The sequence below is a fragment of the Dyadobacter tibetensis Y620-1 genome, from assembly GCF_000566685.1.
GTDB lineage: Bacteria > Bacteroidota > Bacteroidia > Cytophagales > Spirosomataceae > Dyadobacter > Dyadobacter tibetensis.
Genome location: NZ_AZQN01000009.1, coordinates 149,672 through 170,011, shown reverse-complemented (window position 1 = coordinate 170,011; position 20,340 = coordinate 149,672). Strand labels below are relative to the sequence as shown.

The window sequence follows — 20,340 nt, the reverse complement described above, 5'->3', positions numbered from 1 at the left end:
GATTCCTAAATATAGAAACCATTTTGGTTTAATTATGATTTTTATCTGGATTCTGACAGAGAGAGGATCGATTGTACCCTTGCAAAGAGTTGAGGCAGTACCTGATCGGCGAACCAAGGGTTTTTGGCTTGCCATATATTATTACGGGGTGAAGGATGGGGAAGTGGGAAATAACGAGGTAGATACTGTTCAAAACTTTGAACCGTGTGGGTAAGGGTCTTCTTGGCCTTATCTTGTAAGTAGTAGCGCTGAGCGTATTGGCCCACCAACAGAACAAGCTCTAACTGTTCCATCCTGTTCAGCAATATCTGATGGTGAAGCGGGGCGCACTCCTTGCGGGGAGGGAGGTCTCCCGATTTGCCTGTTCCCGGATAGCAAAATCCCATCGGCATCAATGAGAAATATTCGGTATTATAGAAGGTTTCCCGGTCCACACCCATCCACCGACGCAGGTTGTCGCCACTTTTATCGTTCCAGGGGAGTCCTGTATGGTGTACGATTCGTCCTGGAGCCTGGCCGATAATGAGAATCTTACTTTTACTGCCTACCGAAATTACCGGATTAGGTCCCAAGGGCAAATGGGCTGTACAGACCGTACAGGCCTTAATTTGGTCATGAAGATCTTGCATAAGCATGTATATAAACGCACGAAAGCATAGAAAATGCCTCTTTTCTATGCTTTCGTGCCGGAATAATACGGGTTAAGCCTCTGATGGTTTTAAATGTCCAGCATATAGCTTACGTAATTTCTGAACCTTCGGGCTTATCACCATGCTACAGAACCCAGCTTCTGGATGCAGGTTGTAATAATTTTGATGATCGGCCTCAGCCTCATAAAAGGTAGGTAGTGGCAATACCTGGGTTACAATCGGGTCATCGAATGTATCTTTCAGTTCGGCTATTACCTGTTCGGTGATCAACTTTTGCTCTTCATTGGCGTAAAACACGACCGAGCGGTACTGGGTACCCCGATCGGCGCCTTGTCGGTTCAAGGTAGTAGGGTCGTGAGTGGTCATAAAAATCGTTAAAAGATCTTTATAGGAGATTTGACTTGGGTCGAATGTAATTTGTACCACTTCGGCGTGGCCGGTATTTCCGGTACAAACTTCCCTGTAGCTGGGATTCTTGCTACTGCCGCCAGCATAGCCAGAGACTACCTTTTCTACTCCCTTCAGTCTTTGAACGACCGCTTCTACGCACCAGAAGCATCCACCACCAACAGTTGCTATTTCTTTATTTATCATTGTTTTTGTAATTCTATTGACTCAGAGTTAATACAATAACGGAGCCCGCTAGGGGCGGGGCCGTCAGGAAAAATATGGCCTAAATGCGCATCACAGACATTGCATTCCGCCTCTACACGAATCATCCCATAAGAGGTATCTTTGGTATATTTAATGGCGTTTTCTTCTATGGGCTGGGTGAAACTGGGCCATCCCGTGCCTGATTCAAATTTAATTGTAGAATCGAACAAGGGTGTCTTGCAGCAGATACATCTGTAGATCCCGGGGTCGTGGCTGTTACAAAGAGCGCCGCTAAAGCTCGGCTCTGTACCTTTTTTTCGGGCGATTCTAAATTGTTCCGGAGTTAAAAGTTCCTTCCACTCCTCCTCTGTTTTGTCAACCCGTCTGTCTGGGTCGGGGTTTCCGTTATTGGTAAAGCGGATAATATCATTCCACGTGAGCATATTAAATTTGGGTTTAATTCCGCAATTGCTTTCAAGATATTAAGGGTAACAAAAAGTTTGCCAAAAAAGTCTCCATAATCAATCAGGGCTGATGAATTATCCTTGGGTATTGGGCTGGGTACTTTCCATAGATAGGATGCTTCCCTGGTCTAATCTGATAAAATGCGAAACGCAGGAAGGTATCTCTGAGGGATAGTGAGAAACATAGATTAAGGTGCGCTCCTGATTATTGCAAATAGCGTCAACAATGGCCTTGAAATTTTCTGTAGCTTGTTGGTCCAACCCCTGGCATGGTTCATCTAATATGAGTAATGGAGGATTCTTCACCAAGGCCCGAGCTAGTAAAACAAGTCTCTGTTGGCCCTTAGACAGAGCTGAGAAATCCCTTTCCAATAAATCATCTACGTGGAGCAGATCCGCAACTTCCTGAACCTTATCGAGTTGAGCCGGGCTTAGTTTTTTGAAAAAAACACCAGTTGCATCGAAAAATCCTGAAGCTATGGTTTTGTGGACTGGTGTATTGCGCGGGAAATAAAGATGAAGCTCCGGGGAGATATGCCCTATCTTCTGCTTAATATCCCAGATGGAGGCCCCTGCTCCTCCTCGTTTCTGATCGAAAAGATCGAAGTCGTTGGCGAATCGTTGGGGGTTATCGGCTGTAATGATGCTCAATAAGGTCGATTTTCCAGAACCATTGGGTCCTGAGAGTGCCCATTTTTCTCCTTTTTTTACTTTCCAGTTTATTCCTTTTAAAATCTGACTGTCACCATATCGTACCCGAGTATTCCGAAGATCTATTGCTACTTCGAAATTGTTGGCTTGAGGAAGCCCGAATTGGGCTAAACTTTCGGCGGTAGGGAGTGGTAAATACGAGGGCTGAGTGGGCCTGGCCTTGAATTGGGTCAGAGAAGAATGATTACTGATTTTACCCTCATTCAACTCTAAAACATGGGTCATGCTATCGGGAATTTCTCCGGGAGTAGTCACCAGTACGATTCTGGTGCCCTTTTGAGCGAGCTGTTCCAATGCACCCTGCAATACCGATCTGCTGTGGGTATCCAGCCCGGCAAATGGGCTGTCGAGTAGGAGTACTTTGGGCTTTTTTACCAGGGATTTAGCTAAGAGCATGCGTCGGGTTTCTCCATTAGAAAGCGTTACAAACGGGTGGTCGAGTAAATGAGAAATGGAAAGCAGTTCGCTAACCTCGTCCAGTGTTTGATCGCTGATCAATGTAGGGGCTAAATCGACTGATTTTTCATCGATTGTACCAATAGGTCTAAGCTGATCAGTAAGTATAGCCCGTACGGTCGGAGCCCTTTCTGCTTCGTAGGCATGGAAGCGTTGTTGGTAATATTCTGCGCCGGCATTTACGATTCGGTTAAAGGAATAGTCATTGGCCAAAAGCTCAATTTCTCCTGGTTGTGGTTTGCTGCTACCCATAAGAATAATACCTTTCCATACAGGCCGTTTCCCCGCTAAGCACTCCAGTAAGGTAGATTTGCCCGATCCATTAGTGCCGGTTATGGCCCATTGTTCACCGGGAAGAAGTGTCCAGTTTATATCTTCTAAAATTATTGTATCATGCTTTCTTACAGAAATATTTTTAAGCTCAATAGGATCCATAGAGTGATTGAAAGATTCGGTATTGAATATATCAAGCAAATATCCTAAGCTTTATTCATACAACCACCGATAACTTTCTATTTTTGTAAGCTTGACTTGATTCGATGGATCCTAGGGTTTTAGGAGTATACGCCGCAGAATCATTTTATTCGAGTCATTGATTTTACACCTATAACTTTTAATATGCAGGACGACATCCTATTTCAAATTAGTAATAAGCTAAAGGAAATGAGAAAAGGCAAGGGGGTAACCTTGCAGAAAATTGCAACTGAAGCTGGGGTTACCAAGAGCCTGGTTTCTCAAATTGAAAACAGTAGGACTATACCGTCCCTTCCTGTGATGTTGGGGTTGATCAAAGCGCTGGATGTCGATCTTAATGAATTTTTTCGGGATATTATTTCGTATGCCGCTGAAGAAAGTGTGGTCATCAAAAGGAAAGATGCCTACCAGCCTTTTACCAAGGAGAATGCAAAAGGATTCTTTTACCAGAGAATATTTAGCAAGCAGTTTAAAGACAATCATATCGATGTGGTGTTACTTCGTCTGGAAAAAGGGGCCAAACGGCCCATGGTCAGGACCAATGCCTACGAATTCAAATATGTCCTGCAAGGTACTGTCCAATATGCCATTGGTAAGGAAAAACATATTCTTTATGAAGGGGACTCGATGTTCTTCGATGCTAACGAGCTGCATAATCCGGAATGCATTGATGGAGAAGAAGCGTTGATGTTAGTAATCTATTTTTTCAATGAAATGACTTAAATCCGTTCGGGTGCCATTTGCTGAAGATAGCTTTCCTGTTTAGTTTGTATGTTTAGTATTAATTAACATTCACTTAACTTGAGTTCTATTTTTTATGTTTTAATTTGTGATATCAACGTTGAGGGGAGGGGATGATTAAGTATTACTGAACAAAACTATTGCTAAGTTGATCTTCAGATATTAGCTTTACCCTTTGCTTGGAGTAAGCAAAGGCGATTTTGTTAAATTAAATAATTCCCCAGTTGGAGGACATTTTACTTGATCGTCTGTCTTTTAAAACCAAAATTATCTAATTGAAAGATGGAAATAGAGCTTGTGGTATTTGATATGGCCGGGACGACCGTCAAAGACAAAAATTATGTTGGGCTTGCATTTCAGCAAGCCATGAAGAGCAGGGGGTATGATGTGCCCCTTACTGAAATTAATCCAATTATGGGTTATGAGAAGCCTCTGGCCATCAAGATGATCTTGGAGAAGATAGGCGTTAGTGAGATTAGTGAGGATCTTATATCCAAGATTCATGAGGAATTTGTCAGGACTATGCTTCAGTTCTACCAGGAGTCGGAGGAAATAGAGGCATTGCCTGAGGTAGAACAAACCTTTGCGGCGCTAAGAGGAGCAGGAATAAAAATTGCTTTAAATACCGGATTTTCAAGGGATATTGCTCTGGTGATAATAAATCGATTGGGCTGGGAATCTAAGATTGATATGCTGATAGCCAGTGATGAAGTTGCGCATGGAAGGCCTTATCCCGATATGATCAACGAGCTAATGCATCGTCTGCATATCAGTTCTCCCGGTGCTGTGGCCAAAGTGGGGGATACGGAAGTGGATATTAACGAAGCCAAGAATGCGGGTTGCGCCTACGCCATTGGGATAACTACCGGGGCTTTTACCAGGGAGGCCTTGCTGCCCTATCAACCCACGCATATTATTGACAATATGGCTGCCTTATTAGATATTCTGGAAATTAACGTGGAAAAATTATCTCAATGACAAAATCGGCCATAGTAATAGGTGCGGGCATTGTAGGGTTAGCCGCTACCCATGCCCTATGTAAGAGAGGCTATAAGGTGCAGGTCCTGGAGCGGTCTGGTAAGGCAGTAGGGGCTTCCATTCGGAATTTTGGTATGTTATGGCCCATAGGGCAACCTGAAGGTGTGCTCTATAGCAGAGCCATAAGGGCCCAGGCCATCTGGAAGGAACTCTTGGTTGAAGCCGGGATATGGCACCATCAGGCTGGTAGTTTACATATGGCGTATCAGGCCGATGAGTTGATGGTTATGGAAGAATTCGTTGCTGCGAGCAGCCAATCTCGATCTCTTTCCATTCTGTCTAAAGAACAAACCCTGGCTAAGTCTAAGGCGGTACGTGCAGAAGGGTTGCTAGGGGCCTTGTATTCTTCAGATGAGATGATTGTCGATCCCCGAGAAGCTATCGCTACCATACCATTGTTTTTGGCGGAAAAATATGGGGTGACATTTCATTGGGATCTGGCCGCAACGCAGGTGGACTACCCGGCGGTTGTGGCTGGGGGAAAGCGTTGGTCGGCTGATGAAATATATATCTGCAGCGGAGCCGATTTTGAGACCCTTTATCCGACGCTGTTTGCTGAGGCTCCTCTCACGAAATGTAAACTACAAATGCTACGCTTCGAGTCTCAGCCTAATGACTGGAAAATTGGTCCTTCTCTATGTGGAGGCTTGTCTCTAACCCATTATGAAGGCTTTAAAGTGGCACCCAGCCTAGTGGCATTAAAAGAACGTTATGCGGCTCAATATCCTGAACATATCCAATGGGGAATCCATGTGATGGCTTCGCAAAATGGATTAGGCGAAATTACAATAGGAGATTCGCATGAATATGGACTCACTTTTGACCCTTTCGATAGAGAAATTGTAAATAGACTTATTTTGGACTATTTAAATAGTTTTGCCCATTTTAAATCGACGAGGGTGTCGCAGACCTGGAACGGGATATATCCTAAAATGACGAACGGCGCCACCGAACTCGTTATGTCCCCTGTACAAGGGGTGACAATCATCAATGGTTTGGGAGGGGCTGGAATGACTTTGTCATTTGGACTTTGTGAAGAAGTGGTCAATGGCCATTATGTTCAGGGTCGTATATAGTATACCGATATTTTTCTTCACTGTTTTTTGCATTTGCATAAAGCAGTATAGGCTATCTAAAATCAATATATTCCTAAATCCTTATAAGTATGAATGATCTTATTCTTAAATCCGTATTATCAGCAGGATTGGCCGTCTTTTGTTCTGCTGCCAATGCCCAGAGGGAAACGTTAGTTAACCAAATAGAACATGTCGTAGTGATTGGGGTGGACGGGATGAGCCCCGACGGTATCCGGAAGGCGCATACTCCAGTTATGGATACGCTATTGCATCAGGGCAGTGTGAAATGGCAGGTGAGGACGGTACTTACCACAGCAAGTAGTCAAAACTGGGGTTCGATGATTATGGGCGCAGGCCCGGAGCAGCATGGAATCATTAATAACGACTGGGAAATTGATAAGCATACTTTGCCCCCGGTGGTAGCCGAAAAGGACGGACGTTTTCCTACTATATTCAGTGTGCTGCACCGGGCTCGGCCAGATGCAGAAATTGGGACAGTTTATCATTGGAGAGGTTTTGGGAGGCTGTTTCAGAAAAATGCTCTGAATTACGATCGACATTTCTCTACAGAAGATTCGTCGGCAGTAGATTTTGTTAGATATTTTATGGAGAAAAAACCAGTGCTTGGTTTTTTACACCTCGATCATGTCGATCATGCGGGACATCACGACGGGCATGGTACCTTGCCTTATTATGAATCCGTTACCAAGGCTGATTCACTTATTGGTTTGGTGCTTCAAGGGATTCAAAAGGCTGGTCTTCAGGATAAAACCTTGGTTCTTATCACGGCAGATCATGGAGGTAAGGGTAAAGGACATGGTGGTGCCACGCCTGAAGAGGCCGAGATTGCCATGATATTCTCGGGGCCCGGTGTGAAACCTGCCTATGAGATAAAGCAGCAGGTCAATACATACGACCTGGCGGCTACCATCGCCTATGTACTGGGTATTGCCCAGCCGTATGCTTGGATCGGACGCCCTGTTAAGGCAGCATTTAAAGGTCATCCTGAGCCAGAATATATTTCCATAGGAGACTAGCCAATAGCTATGGCCGCTACTCTGCAGGAGGGTGATGGCAGTGGTTTACCTCATTAGGGGCAGTAGGGGATTTGATTCCAGGTGCCGAATTTTGGTATTGATAGGTTGTTTTGCGTATTTGAAGGTCGATAAAAGGGCGTTTAATCCAATAATAATATGTCAGAACAGAATAGAACAGAAGGTGATGTTAATATTTCCTCGGCTCGAACGCAGTGGTATGCCGTGATAGATGACGCTCAGACTCTGTCTTTGCTCAAAGAAGATGCAGCTTCTTTCTTGCATCAGTCATTATCGACCCCTTGCCTAGACGTATTACAGTCCTGTGAAGGAATCTATATCACCGATATGCAAGGTAGGCGTTATATGGATTTCCATGGAAATAATGTGCATCAGATAGGGTATCGCCATCCTTATGTGTTGGAAAAAGTAAAACAGCAGATGGATGTATTACCATTTTCTCCACGGCGCTACACCAATGAGCCTGCCATTAATCTTGCCAAAAAACTATCGGAGCTAACACCGGGGGATCTTAATAGAGTATTATTTGCTCCGGGCGGGACTTCGGCTATCAGTATGGCATTAAAGTTGGCTCGTGTTGTTACGGGGAAGCACAAAGTGGTATCAGTTTGGGACTCCTTTCATGGTGCATCGATGGATGCTATAGCCGCAGGTGGGGAACTGGACTTCAGAAAGAATCTGGGGCCGATGATGCCGGGGGTAGAGCGCATACCTCCTCCAACTACCTATCGAGGACCCTTTCAATCTGCCGAAAACGGGGATCTGCCTTATGCCGATTATCTGGAATATGTAATTGAAAAAGAGGGAGATATTGGGGCATTTCTCATTGAGACCATACGGAATACCGATGTTCAGATCGCATCGAATGCCTATTGGAAACGAATTCGGGAAATTTGTGACAAACATGATGTCTTGTTAATACTCGATGAAATTCCTATTGCCTTTGGAAGGACGGGGAAAATGTTTGCTTTTGAACATTTTGACATCGAGCCCGATATTCTTTGCTTGGGAAAGGGGCTGGGTGCGGGCATCATGCCTATGGCGGGTATCATAGCGAGAGAGCAGTATAATGTGGCTGCCAATGTTTCTTTGGGACATTTTACTCATGAAAAGAGCCCATTGGGTGCGGTGGCGGCTTTGGCTATGCTGGAGGTTTTGCAGCATGAAGATTTGTTGGTCAAAGTGCAGGCAGACGAGAAATTTGTACGAACTGCTCTGTTAGCCCTAAAGGAAAAATATCCGATTATTGGGGATATTCGTGGAATAGGCCTGCTCTGGGGGGTTGAACTGGTTTTGGACGCGGCTACTAAAGAGAAAGCAATTATGGAGGCCGAGGCAATTATGTACGGCTGCTTGGCAAATGGTTTGAGTTTTAAAATATCGCAAGGGAACGTCATTCAATTAGCCCCACCTTTAAATATCAGCAGAAGTGAACTGCAAAGGGCCTTGAATATTTTGGAAGAGGCATTAGAGATGGTTGGTCGTGTGCGCGACGACCAGTCCTAGCTCAAAATGAATGGGGTGTCGCAGCAGGGCCAATTGAGCTTTTAGGAGGAAGATAAATATGTTTAACTACGCTTTTTTTAGTCTTTTCCGGTAGACTTATGTATACAATATTGATTGGTAAATTGAAATCTGGGTTGGAAAATTCTAAGGGGTTATTGATACTCTGGACGATATTTTCTTCTTTTGGTGTCTATTTTTGTATGTATTCGTTCAGGAAGCCCTTTAGTGCCGGAGTTTATGAGGGATTGACATTATGGGGTGTCGGATATAAGGCTATCTTAATTATTTCCCAGCTAGCCGGTTATACCCTTTCCAAGTTTATTGGGATCAAAGTCATTTCAGAACTAAAAAAAGGACATCGTCTGGCGCTCATTATAGGATTAATTTTGCTGGCCCATCTCGCATTATTATTGTTTGCAGTCAATCCTTTCCCTTATAATTTCATCTTTCTTTTTGTAAACGGACTGCCCCTGGGAATGGTCTATGGCGTTGTATTTAGTTTTGTCGAAGGTCGGCGGCTTACCGAGTTGCTGGCGATGGGGCTAAGCGTAAGTGTGGTAGTAGCCTCGGGAATTTTAAAAACAATTTATCTGAATTTGTCCGATTATTTCCCGGAGGTAGGAGAGTTTTGGATGCCCTTTCTGATGGGTTCTATCTTCCTTCCTATGTTTTTAATTTTTGTATGGATGCTAGGAATGATCCCGGGGCCTACCGAAGCGGATATAAAATCGAGGACTCTGCGTGTGCCCATGACCAGAAGGGATAAATATGAAGTATTAGCCCGGTTTGGATTTCCAATTATGTGTTTGGTGCTTTGTTATTCCGGCCTTGTAGTTGTTAGGGATTTCAGAGATAACTTTACAGTGGAAATTTGGAATGAAATCGATGCAGCCTGGGAAAATGGAGTATTGGCTCAAACTGAGTTGATTTGTGGATTAGTGGTATTTGTGATCATCGGGCTTTTGGTGTTTGTAAAAAGCAATTTACTGGGCTTTAGGCTTTGTAATCTTATCGTGTTGGTAGGTCTGGTGCTTTGTGGCTTCTCTACTTATCTCTTCGAAATCGGTTGGATGAATGGCTTCTATTGGATGCTGTTTCTAGGGGTAGGGGCTTTTTTGTCCTATACCGCACTTCAAACCGTCGTGTTCGAACGTTTTATCGCCTTGTTTAGGCTTAAAGCTAATGCTGGATATTTCATTTATCTATGCGAAAGTTTAGGTTATCTGGGGAGTGGGGTATTGCTTTTATTTAAGGAATTTTATTTTCAGGAGTTAAGTTGGGTTTCCGTACTTACGCAATTCGCTTATCTACAGGCTGGGGGCGGGTTGGCGTTGTTAATTTTGGCCAATTCCTATTTAGAATGGCATAGAATAAGACGAAAACGGGAAAGGTTGGTTTTTAATCAGGCATAAAAAAAGAGGCTGTCGTATTGAGACAGCCTCTTTTTTTATATCCCTGATAGAAGGTTTTATTTGTTGTGATCCAACTTGAGGTCCACAATTTTTGCTTTCTGAGTAGGCGTGTATTGTTTCTCCGTTTCTACGGTCTTACGTGCCTCTGGTGAGGGACTTTCCATTACGGGGATATTCGCAGGTAGGTGGCTTGCCAAATCTTTGTTAGATGCTTCTACTGTAGAAACTAGAGCAAGACTAAATGCTGCGAGAATAGCGGTGTTTTTTATTGTATATTTCATAGTTATGTTATTTTTCTGTTGTTGTCTGATTCTTTTATTATTACAACACAAAGGTACAGAAAAATGTTTCACAATTATAAAACAATTTGAAGAAAATTATTTTGAAAAAATATTAAAAACTTCAAAAATGGCTAAAAACGGCCTTTTTTAAATTTAAATTGTACTATTTCAATATTAAGGTCTATTGCTACGTGAATTTTTGAAGATTAAAAAAGTGCAATTAAAATTTAATTCATTTATTGCATTATAACCTTTCAACATGATTGAATAATTCAAAGAGCCGATCCTTTTTCGTTCTGGAAACGGAGATTTGCTCCCCATCATCCATGATAATATAGCCTCCGTCATTTCTGACGAACTTCCTGATATACTGAGGATTAATAAGATGGGAGTGGTGGACTCTAACGAAGCCGCTTTCCTGGAGGACTCTTTCTACCTCTTTCAAAGTCCGGCAAATCAGGTGCTTAGTTTTGTCAATACAGTATAACCTGGTGTAATTGCTCTCACTTTCGCAGCGCATAATGGTTTTGATTTCAATAAACTCTAGTCCGTCAGAGGTCGGTAGAGCTACCTTAGTTTTCAGCCGGTTGGCGTTAGTGAGCAGATCGTGCATCATATGAAGCTGATTCAGGGCCAACGTTTTATTCTTCTTTTCCTTCCAGCGAGCAATGGTGTCGTGAAGATCTTCATCGTCAATGGGCTTGAGAAGGTAGCTGATGGCGCTATAGGTAAAGGCCTTAATAGCATATTGGTCATAAGCCGTTACGAAGACGACATCAAAGTTCAGATCTTCGACGCTACTTAGTAGTTCGAAGCCATTCATGCCAGGCATTTCAATGTCCAGGAAAACCAGATCGACCTGATTGGTTTTAAGAAAATCGAGGGCCATTCTGGCGTCATTGAACTTGGCCAGAATCTTAAGCTCCGGATGGCTTTTTGTAAGTAAAAATGCCAGGCTCTCGGTACAGTGGAGTTCGTCGTCTACTAATATGGTTGTATACATCTTTATGGATTGGGTTTGTATATGAAGCTGATGCGGGTGCCAGAAGCTTCCGTATCTTCATATAGGTCGGTGACAGACACTTCAATATTGGTTTGGAAATGATCGTTAAAAAGGGCGATGCGCTCATCGGAGATAATCATTCCTAAACTTTGTTTCTCGTGGAAGCGATTATGATTAGCGGCCATTTTTCTGCCTATTCCATTATCCTCAATGGTAATAAGGTATCCATTTTCCCAGTGAGCTACGGAAATTTCAACCCGTTTGGGATTACGTTGGCTAGGACCGAGCCCATGTTTGATGGCATTTTCTATATAAGGCTGAAGGAGCATAGGCGGGACAATAATGTCGGAAAGGTCTATGTCTTCAGGGATGTTGAAATGAAATTCGAAACCCTGGCTAAAACGTAGGCTCTCCAATTGCAGGTAGAGCCGGTTCATTTCAATTTCCTCGTCCAGATTGATAATATGTTCCCGGGAGTTTTGTAATATATATCGTAGCAATTTTGCAAACCGGGTAAGGTAATTGGAAGCCATCTCATAATTCTCAGAAAGAATTTGATAGCGAATTGAGTTTAGACTATTAAATATAAAATGGGGGTTCATCTGGCTTCTCAGGGCCTTCATTTCCATTTCAGAAAGCCGTCGTTCAAAGTCGGCACGAAGCCTTTTCTGCTTCTGAACTTCTACCTGCCGTGTTTTGTCAATTACCTCTGCCGTCCTTTCGGCTACCATGCGCTCTAATCGTTCGTTTTCGGTGGCAGCCATATGGCGGTTCAGAACCAGTTGGTCTATATAATCTTTGGAGGCCTGCTCCTTGGCAACCTGAGTTAGCCGAATTTTATAACCTAAAGCGAGGGCAAAACAGATGCTTTCCAGTAGGATTCCTGACTTAAAGAGTACAATTGGATTTAGTCCAATATCTCCAAAAAAGAAATGTCTTGTTTTGGGATCAACCATAATGGCTGCAAGGCCTCCCAGTACAAAAAATGAGCTCCCGGTAATCAGGAACCATTTCAAAGAATTTTTAACACTAATTCCTATCCAGATAAGCCCTCCAATGGAAAGGGGAAGGATGATTAGCCTTGAAATCTGAAATGCTTTTTTCTGTAGGACAAAATCCAGCTGATAGAGATTATAGGCTAGGAGTGTCAGTCCCCCGCTAACCAGTAAAAGGATGAAGGATTGTAAGGCTTTGTTGAGTCTGGGGTATCTATCATCAATATCCAGAAGTGACTTACCAAAGCCTACATAAGCGGCGAAAAAAAGGTACTGAATAGGTTCTCCTAATTTATATGTGAGGGGATAATCCAGGTAGGCCAGTCGTGCAATAAAGGAATAAGGCAGTGATTTTACGATCAGCGCATAAAGTGCGGCACCACATAAATAAAGGGAATAGAGCAAAAATAGCGTCTCCCTGACTTTTATATAAATAAAGATAAAAAAGACCATGGCAAAGCATACGGCTCCTAAAAAGAATCCATTAAATTCGATTTGACCTATGAAATTTCTGTAGCTCTGCAGGGTTTCCAGGAGGCTTTGTTCCCGGGTTTGAATATAAACATCCTGAATAGAGTGCATCCGGCCACGGTCGCTCCATAAGCGGAAATAAAGAGTTAGGGTTTGGCCAGGTGCGCAGAGGATAGGGACGATATTGGGGTCATCGTAGAAGGGCCAGGTGTCCATGCTGGTGTAAGGGCCCGCATGAGCCATGAACATAGTATCGGGGGCTATGGCCCATATGGTAATACTGTCGGCGTACCAGATATCAAAATCGAAATAAATGGGATGCTTCTGGTCATTATGAACCAGAGTTTTAAGCCAATTGGTTTGAGTTAAACTGCTGTAGCTACTATCTTTTATCAGTTTCCATGATGCGCTGGGCACTTCACCGGGCAGGTGAGACGAATCTGAACTATGATAGAGATTGCCATGCTTCCATAGATATTCGTAATTTTTTACTTCTGACCAGGCTAGCGTGTCCTGTCCTAACGCTTGCAGAGCTAGGCAGGTCATTATCAGTATGTTTATCACAGGTTTGAGCATGTCCCAGGTCATTGAGATCAGTACAAAAATACAAGCTTATTGCGATAATTTTCGTACTGATTAGCCGGCATAGACTTTCGGTTAGTAACCGGTTCTTGTCATTCCTGAGGGCTCTGGCAGCATCCTTTTTTATTCCCTTAACGATTATTTTTTGTCTTCAATTGTGAAAGGGTGGATCTGATTGGCCCACTCGTAAATCAGACTTTCAGTCCCATAAATCGGCATTTTTGATGTTGAGCTTCTTTGCGCTGAACACTGGGTCTTTTCCCTCGGCTTTTTGCTGTCGGTAGTCTTTTAAAGCCGCTAGGGCAGGTTTTCTAAGCAGCAGAATGGCAATCACATTGAGCCAAGCCATTATACCTACCCCTATATCCCCTATGGTCCAGGCGAGCTCTGCCGTTTTGATGGTGCCATAAAAAGTGGCTATCAGAATCAGTAGTCGGAGCCCATAAATGTAAAACGTGCCTTGTTTGCGACCAAGCAAATAGCTTAAATTGGTCTCTGCTATATAATAATAGGCCATGATGGTAGTAAAGGCAAAAAATAGGAGTGCTACCGAAACAAATCCGCTGCCTACAGTGGGCAAATGGGTGTTGATAGCGGCTTGGGTATAATCGGAACCTATGACAAGACTAGGGACATTTTCTACAATAAATCCCCCTTCTGGATTAACTACGTTATATTTTCCAGTGAAAAGGATCATCAGGGCGGTGGCCGTACATACGAAGAAGGTGTCGACATAGACTGAAAAAGCCTGGACCAAACCCTGTTTTGCAGGATGATCGACCTCTGCCGCTGCGGCGGCATGGGGGGCAGTACCTTGTCCCGCTTCATTAGAATAGATGCCGCGTTTGACCCCCCAAGCTACGGCCATGCCGAAAATACCCGAGAAGGTAGCCTCCAGATCGAAAGCTGAGCGGAATATTAAGCCAAAAATAGCGGGTACCTCTTTAATATTTATGGCAATGATGACAATGGCCATCAGCATATAGGCGCCTGCCATAAAGGGCACAACAAATTCTGCTACTTTACCAATTCGCTTGACTCCGCCAAAAATAATCATAGCCAAAGCAACGGTCACAAAGGCTCCGGTGTACTCCACAGGTATACCAAAGGCGGTATTGGCACTTAAGGCAATGCTATTGCTTTGTACCCCCGGAAGAAATAATGCAGTACTAATAATAGTGGCTACAGCGAAAAGGATGGCATACCATTTGATACCGAGCCCCTTTTCGATATAAAAAGCAGGGCCCCCACGATATTGACCGTTATTTACTTGCTTATAAATCTGCCCTAAGGTAGCTTCTATATAGGCAGAGGCAGACCCAAGAAATGCAATGGCCCACATCCAGAAAATTGCTCCAGGCCCTCCCATGGCAATGGCGGTGGCCACACCAGCAATATTGCCCGTACCCACTCGTCCAGAAATAGCAATAGTGAAAGCCTGAAATGAACTCACGCCTTGTTGGGAAGATTTGCCTCCAAATAATAAGGCTATCATATCTTTTAAATACCGAACTTGTAAAAAGCCTGTTATAATCGAGAAATATATCCCCGCTCCTAAGCATAAAATAATGAGCGCATTGCTCCATACAATTGTATTGATCGTTCCAACGATTTCTTCCATAAATGATATTGAGTAGACTGTAAGGGTACTACGATTCTGATTTAAAATTTTCTAAAGAAAGGTAATTTTAGTTTAAGGAACATTAAAGCGCCATTAAAGCTGTAAAGTAATAGAAACTTCTGTTTTAATTCGATATTTATGAAAAGTATTAATAAAAATTTGGTCTGTTGCTTCAGTATATAATAGTTCGTTGGTTTTTGGATAATTTTGTGAAATATGATGTAATTAATATTTTATTTAATTTAATCAATTTGCTGGAGAACAAGCCGAGGAAATATTAAGGGGAGCCGATAATTTTGGCTATTTTTGCTACCATGGCAAAGCTTATAAATCTCAAACCTTTCAAGGAATTTTTCCAATCAGGGTCCATCGGTGGACTTATTTTGATTGGCTGTGTTTTCATATCAATGATCATCGCCAATACTGAGGCGGGTCCCGCATTCGAAGCTCTCTTGAGCAAAGAATTAGGGATTCACACTGAGAGTTTACATCTCCGATATCCCATTTTACTCTGGATCAATGATGGATTAATGGCCATTTTCTTCTTATTGGTCGGTTTGGAAATAAAACGGGAGCTGGTTGAGGGGGAGCTTTCTTCGTTAAAGAAGGCTGCCTTGCCAATTTTTGCCGCCTTAGGGGGGGTAATACTTCCCGCAAGTATTTATATATTTATCAATCAGGGCACCCATACGGCCAGTGGATGGGGAATCCCCATGGCCACGGATATTGCATTTGCGATCGCTATTATCAATATGCTAGGCGATAAAGTGCCCGCATCCCTGAAAATTTTCCTGGCTGCATTAGCTATTGTAGACGATCTGATGGCCATTTTGGTTATCGCCATATTCTATTCTTCCGATCTTCACTTTCAATACTTATTCTTTGCCGCAGGCATATTCTTATTCCTTCTGGCCCTTAACAAGGCAGGAGTAAAACAACTATGGGCCTATTTGATTCCCGGCGTCTTTATCTGGTATTTCATTCATCATTCAGGTATACACGCTACGATCGCTGGGGTACTTACAGCTTTCGCAATTCCGACGACCCCTGATGCTAAAGAATCACCACTAGAAAAGTTGGAACATATCTTGGTGAATCCGGTGAACTTTATCATTATGCCCCTTTTCGCTTTGGCGAATACGAATATTCGCTTTCAATCTGAAATGATAGATGGTCTTACTACTCCCTTAGGGCTGGGAATTATTGCAGGCTTGGTATTGGGTAAGCCTATTGGGATTGCACTATTCTCCTGGATTTCGGTGAAGCTGGGCTTTTCTAATCTGCCCAATCGAGCAGGGTGGAAACACGTGATAGGAGTGGGTATGCTGGGTGGAATCGGTTTTACCATGTCCGTATTTATTGCAATTCTTTCCTTTGCCGGCGAAGAATTGATTATGGCCGAGGCAAAATTCGCCATTCTGCTCGGCTCAATTATTTCGGGAGGAATGGGCTATCTCTGGCTTTCCATGTTAGAAAAACGGGCGGTCGTCAGAAGAGCCCGCCAGGAAGCTGAAACCTCGGACCTTAGATAGGCGAAGTCCATAAAATTTAATGACTATTCGTCAATTTATTAACCTCTGTTACCTAATTTAACATCCTTATTTTATCAGGGGAGATTTATGGGCCTTAAAGAGATACTTTCCCGATTCGATATTTCGTCGGAGCGGGAAGATTATACTACAATTCATGATACAGTAGAGTTGGGAATAGAATTTAAGGGGACAAACCTTTGGATTCTTATTTTCGCCATATTTATAGCCTCCATAGGCCTAAACGTTAATAGTACGGCCGTCATTATAGGGGCTATGTTAATATCGCCACTCATGGGGCCTATCTTGGGAATTGGTTACAGCATAGCCACCTATGACTTTCCACTGCTTCGGAAAGCAATAGTTCATTACCTTTTCGCAGTTTTCGCAGGACTGGCAACTTCAGCAATCTACTTTTTTGTAACCCCAATTTATCAGGCTCATTCGGAGTTGCTGGCGCGCACACAGCCTAATATTTATGATGTACTGATCGCCTTGCTGGGTGGTTTAGCGGGAATGGTCGCCTTATCGAGTCGAAACCGTGGCAATGTTATCCCCGGAGTAGCCATTGCTACAGCCCTGATGCCCCCGCTTTGTACAGCGGGATACGGCTTAGCTACCATGCAGTGGAATTTTTTTCTCGGGGCATTATATCTCCTTTTGATCAATACGGTATTCATTGGAACGGCTACATTATTAACGGTTCGTATTCTTAATTTTCCGATCCGATTTTACACTGACGAGAATAAAAAGAAAGCAGCCAATAGATGGGTGTCATTTATAGTGGTACTTACTGCCGTGCCCAGTTTGTACTATGGCTATCTGCTGGTTCAGCAGGAGCAGTTTACCCAAAACGCCAATCGATTTGTAACCAATGAAAGTTATATTGAGGGGGATTATCTACTGAAAACCGATCTCAGTTACAGTAAGAGGGAGATAATGCTCACTTATGGAGGACGAAAGATAGGAGAAGATGAAAAGGAACGATTGCAGAAACGGCTCCCAATTTATGGATTAGAAGATGCCTCCATCATCATTCAACAGGGATTTTCTATTAATGATGAGGTCCAGGTAATTCAGGACCTTAGTGTTAATGACAAATACCAGGCTGAAATTAATCAGTTAAAGGCCGCGTTGACTCGTAATATTGCCGCCCAAGATAGTGTGATGAAGGTGGAAATGCAATCTGCAGCCATTTATAAAGAATTGAAGACCTTCTTTCCTGAAATCTATTATTTCTCTGCCCGACGGCAGACCATCTTCGCCGACTCTAGTGCGGTGCCTTATGAAGTGGTCGTTTTAGGATCTAGGAAGACGGCAAAAACCATGAAAGAACTTCCTAAGATTAAGAAATGGCTTCAGGTTCGTATGGCCCATGACTCTCTACTGTTATTTGTAGAACGATAAAGCGGGGCTGCCCATTTATTAAGGCTCCGAATTACCGGCGAATGCCCCGAGTTACGGTGCAGGGATTCGTTTTCGAATCCCTGCTTAAGCAACTTCTACTTCTTGAGGCTGTCCCCACCGCAAGGTTCGGTATACTTCTTCCTGAGAGGCATGCACAGGGTAAGTGACATTATTCTTCAAACTAATGATACATGCTTTCCCTTTTTTTATGGGGGAAATATTCAGAACATCCTTGCGATGAATGATAATGCGAATTAGTTTTTGGCCTAGGAGTTTAAAGGTTCCCTTACTTTCGGGGGCGGTGTATTGACTGTTTTTGTCCATTATGCTACTGCTGCAGTGCTTGTTGCTGATTTATGAAATAATATGAAATACTGATCCGAGATGGCAAAGTAGCCTAGATCTTCTTTATTTTGTTCTGCTAAAAAACGATTGATTTCCTGTTGAGCTTCCGTTCCGTTCTGCACATCAGATACCATGATCACCGAACCAGCTTTAATATTTTCAATTCCGTTATTTCCAATAGATGCTATCATGACTGTGAAGTTTAAATGGTCTTTTTCATTACGTTTGATCCCATTTAATAAATTAGCGTGCCAGCAGATGAAAAAATGAATGTTTTTAGAATTGAAATTTCGATTATTATTTATAAATCATTGTTATATAATGATTTATGTTGTGTTCGGAAGTGGGTAATTTTTAGGTAATACTGTGGAATGCGCAGATTAGTGTAGAAATTACAGCCTAAAAATGAGACTGAATTGTAGGTGCTAATTGTCACAATACGATTCGATGATCTTATAGGCGGGTGCAAAGTTCATAGAGCCCGAGATGCTAAGGTCGTAACAGCCTTCCGCCTCCATTCCCAGATAGAGCTGAAAAATTCCCCGAAGGTAGAGCGCCTCAGCGAAATAGGGGGTAATTTTTAAGGCGCTGGTAAGGTCATGAATGGCCGAATATTGATCTTTATTGCGGGAATGAAGTAAGGCCCGATAATAGAAGGCTTGTGCCAAGTAGGGGTCAAGCTCGATGGCACGAGTAAAGTCGGTCATTGCAGTTTTTTCTTTGCCTAATCGATATTGGCTTATGCCACGCATGTAATAGGCCTCGGCTCTGTCATTACTTAGCTCTTTGATTTCAAATTCTACCTTTACCAAATCCCTTAGACTATTCAAACGGTCCTGATCGATTTTACTCTCCGTTTTATTGCTCTTTCCTGGATGATTATTCTGGGACGTTTTAAGGAATTTATTTTTGATTTCTATGGCCCGATTATAATCTTTAATAGCCCCGCTCTGATCATTCAGCTGACTTCTGGCATAACCTCGACCATAAAATGCATGATAATTAGCCGGATCTAGACTGATGGTCTTATTATAGTCCGCTATAGCTGCAGTGAAGTCCTTTAATCTTAAGCGGGCCATACCCCTGTTGTTATGATACCAGCTTTCATTGGGGTTCAGGCTTAAGGCTTTGGTGAAGTCATCTATAGCTCCCTGGTAGTCACCTAATTCCAGTTTTGCCAGTCCTCTCCCTCCATAAGCTCCCGTACGTTTGGGGCTGAGGGTGATCACTCTGGAAAAATCAGCCAAGCTGGCCGCATAATTGCCAAGATCTTGATAGCAATTACCACGGGCATACAAAGCAGGGACATAATCGGGTTGAAGTTCGAGACTTGTATTAAAATCGGGGAGAGCCTTCTTTAGATTATTAAGTTTCACCAAGCTTACGGCTCGATTATAAAAGGTAATAGCCTGCTCGGGATCCCGCTCAATAGCCTTGGTATAATCCAGGACTGCACCTTTATAATCGTACCGAAGACTCTTACTCACTCCACGGCTGTCGTAATAAAGGGCCACGCCTGGATCCAGTTCTATGGCTTGGTCATAATCGGTTATTGCCCCTGAATAATCTTTTAGACTGGCCTTTGCCAGTCCCCGATTAAAATAGCTAGGGGCATGGCTCGGACTTAAGGCCAGTACTTTACTGAAGTCTTGAATGGCCCCAAGGTAATTAGCACTTCGCACCTTGACGATGCCCTCCTGGAAAAAATCCTGTGCGCTTTGCTGGCCCCGCACGGGAAGCACAGCTGATAACAATATTAAGGTCCAGAATACTTTGGATAGACCATTTAAAGTTATCCTACATTTCCAGTAGGTATTGTTATGGATCATAAAACGTAAGTATGATTTATTGCGAAATAGGAAGCTTTAGGAATGTTTCCTCTTTGGAATTGGATTCGCAGCTTTGGTCACTTAAATCATAACATACTTT

General features: G+C 43.1%; 19 protein-coding genes. 8 read left to right on the top strand and 11 right to left on the bottom strand.

The window, feature by feature from the left end; genetic code table 11:
- Positions 1–41: 41 nt before the first annotated feature.
- The 4 genes from X939_RS0119405 to X939_RS0119390 all read right to left on the bottom strand — a co-directional run bounded on the left by X939_RS0119405 (position 42) and on the right by X939_RS0119390 (position 3,349).
- On the bottom strand, positions 42–629 hold the full coding sequence (locus X939_RS0119405; RefSeq protein WP_025764948.1) for a uracil-DNA glycosylase family protein: 588 nt from the start codon (positions 627–629) through the stop codon (positions 42–44).
- 72 nt (positions 630–701) lie between these two features.
- Entirely contained in the window at positions 702–1,244 is a 543-nt protein-coding gene (gene msrA / locus X939_RS0119400; RefSeq protein WP_025764947.1) for a peptide-methionine (S)-S-oxide reductase MsrA, read from the bottom strand.
- The gene (gene msrB / locus X939_RS0119395; RefSeq protein ID WP_025764946.1) at positions 1,241–1,687 is read right to left on the bottom strand and encodes a peptide-methionine (R)-S-oxide reductase MsrB; all 447 of its coding nucleotides are present in this window, start codon (positions 1,685–1,687) and stop codon (positions 1,241–1,243) included. Before msrB ends, msrA begins: the two co-directional genes overlap by 4 nt.
- A 96-nt stretch (positions 1,688–1,783) precedes the next feature.
- Entirely contained in the window at positions 1,784–3,349 is a 1,566-nt protein-coding gene (locus tag X939_RS0119390; protein ID WP_229236115.1) for an ATP-binding cassette domain-containing protein, read from the bottom strand.
- A 144-nt stretch (positions 3,350–3,493) separates the two neighbouring features.
- Between X939_RS0119390 and X939_RS0119385 the strand changes: the two genes are divergently transcribed.
- From X939_RS0119385 to X939_RS0119360, 6 genes are all read left to right on the top strand, one after another.
- A complete protein-coding gene (locus X939_RS0119385) occupies positions 3,494–4,072 on the top strand; it encodes a helix-turn-helix domain-containing protein (RefSeq protein WP_025764944.1) in 579 nt (192 codons plus the stop codon).
- A gap of 300 nt (positions 4,073–4,372) precedes the next feature.
- Complete coding sequence (locus tag X939_RS0119380) at positions 4,373–5,068, top strand: HAD family hydrolase (protein WP_025764943.1); 696 nt, start codon at positions 4,373–4,375, stop codon at positions 5,066–5,068.
- Positions 5,065–6,204 carry a TIGR03364 family FAD-dependent oxidoreductase gene (locus X939_RS0119375; protein ID WP_025764942.1) on the top strand — a complete coding sequence of 380 codons (1,140 nt, stop codon included), beginning with the start codon at positions 5,065–5,067 and terminating at the stop codon, positions 6,202–6,204. The genes X939_RS0119380 and X939_RS0119375 overlap by 4 nt, the downstream gene beginning before the upstream one ends.
- Positions 6,205–6,293: 89 nt before the next feature.
- Positions 6,294–7,241, top strand: coding sequence for an alkaline phosphatase family protein (locus X939_RS0119370; protein WP_025764941.1), 948 nt, complete (start codon positions 6,294–6,296; stop codon positions 7,239–7,241).
- Between the two features lie 156 nt (positions 7,242–7,397).
- The gene (locus tag X939_RS0119365; protein ID WP_025764940.1) at positions 7,398–8,765 is read left to right on the top strand and encodes an aspartate aminotransferase family protein; all 1,368 of its coding nucleotides are present in this window, start codon (positions 7,398–7,400) and stop codon (positions 8,763–8,765) included.
- Between the two features lie 98 nt (positions 8,766–8,863).
- Positions 8,864–10,177, top strand: a complete 1,314-nt coding sequence (locus X939_RS0119360; protein WP_052353504.1) for a DUF5690 family protein — start codon at positions 8,864–8,866, stop codon at positions 10,175–10,177.
- Positions 10,178–10,233: 56 nt separating this feature from the next.
- On the opposite strand, the gene X939_RS0119355 is transcribed toward X939_RS0119360, so the two are convergent.
- The 4 genes from X939_RS0119355 to X939_RS0119340 all read right to left on the bottom strand — a co-directional run bounded on the left by X939_RS0119355 (position 10,234) and on the right by X939_RS0119340 (position 15,130).
- Entirely contained in the window at positions 10,234–10,458 is a 225-nt protein-coding gene (locus X939_RS0119355) for a hypothetical protein (protein WP_131694638.1), read from the bottom strand.
- A gap of 244 nt (positions 10,459–10,702) precedes the next feature.
- On the bottom strand, positions 10,703–11,461 hold the full coding sequence (locus tag X939_RS0119350) for a LytR/AlgR family response regulator transcription factor (RefSeq protein ID WP_025764937.1): 759 nt from the start codon (positions 11,459–11,461) through the stop codon (positions 10,703–10,705).
- Between the two features lie 2 nt (positions 11,462–11,463).
- A complete protein-coding gene (locus tag X939_RS0119345) occupies positions 11,464–13,473 on the bottom strand; it encodes a histidine kinase (protein WP_198034461.1) in 2,010 nt (669 codons plus the stop codon).
- A gap of 235 nt (positions 13,474–13,708) precedes the next feature.
- Complete coding sequence (locus X939_RS0119340) at positions 13,709–15,130, bottom strand: alanine/glycine:cation symporter family protein (protein WP_025764935.1); 1,422 nt, start codon at positions 15,128–15,130, stop codon at positions 13,709–13,711.
- Positions 15,131–15,444: 314 nt separating this feature from the next.
- On the opposite strand from X939_RS0119340, the gene nhaA reads away from it, so the two are divergent.
- Both nhaA and X939_RS0119330 read left to right on the top strand, forming a co-directional pair.
- Entirely contained in the window at positions 15,445–16,662 is a 1,218-nt protein-coding gene (gene nhaA / locus X939_RS0119335; protein ID WP_025764934.1) for a Na+/H+ antiporter NhaA, read from the top strand.
- A gap of 87 nt (positions 16,663–16,749) precedes the next feature.
- On the top strand, positions 16,750–18,066 hold the full coding sequence (locus X939_RS0119330) for a DUF389 domain-containing protein (protein ID WP_025764933.1): 1,317 nt from the start codon (positions 16,750–16,752) through the stop codon (positions 18,064–18,066).
- Between the two features lie 84 nt (positions 18,067–18,150).
- On the opposite strand, the gene X939_RS0119325 is transcribed toward X939_RS0119330, so the two are convergent.
- The 3 genes from X939_RS0119325 to X939_RS0119315 all read right to left on the bottom strand — a co-directional run bounded on the left by X939_RS0119325 (position 18,151) and on the right by X939_RS0119315 (position 20,240).
- Positions 18,151–18,390: a hypothetical protein gene (locus X939_RS0119325; RefSeq protein WP_025764932.1), complete on the bottom strand. Its 240-nt coding sequence runs from the start codon at positions 18,388–18,390 to the stop codon at positions 18,151–18,153.
- Positions 18,390–18,602: a hypothetical protein gene (locus X939_RS0119320; protein ID WP_025764931.1), complete on the bottom strand. Its 213-nt coding sequence runs from the start codon at positions 18,600–18,602 to the stop codon at positions 18,390–18,392. The genes X939_RS0119325 and X939_RS0119320 overlap by 1 nt, the downstream gene beginning before the upstream one ends.
- Positions 18,603–18,836: 234 nt before the next feature.
- The gene (locus X939_RS0119315) at positions 18,837–20,240 is read right to left on the bottom strand and encodes a tetratricopeptide repeat protein (RefSeq protein WP_025764930.1); all 1,404 of its coding nucleotides are present in this window, start codon (positions 20,238–20,240) and stop codon (positions 18,837–18,839) included.
- Positions 20,241–20,340: the final 100 nt, after the last annotated feature.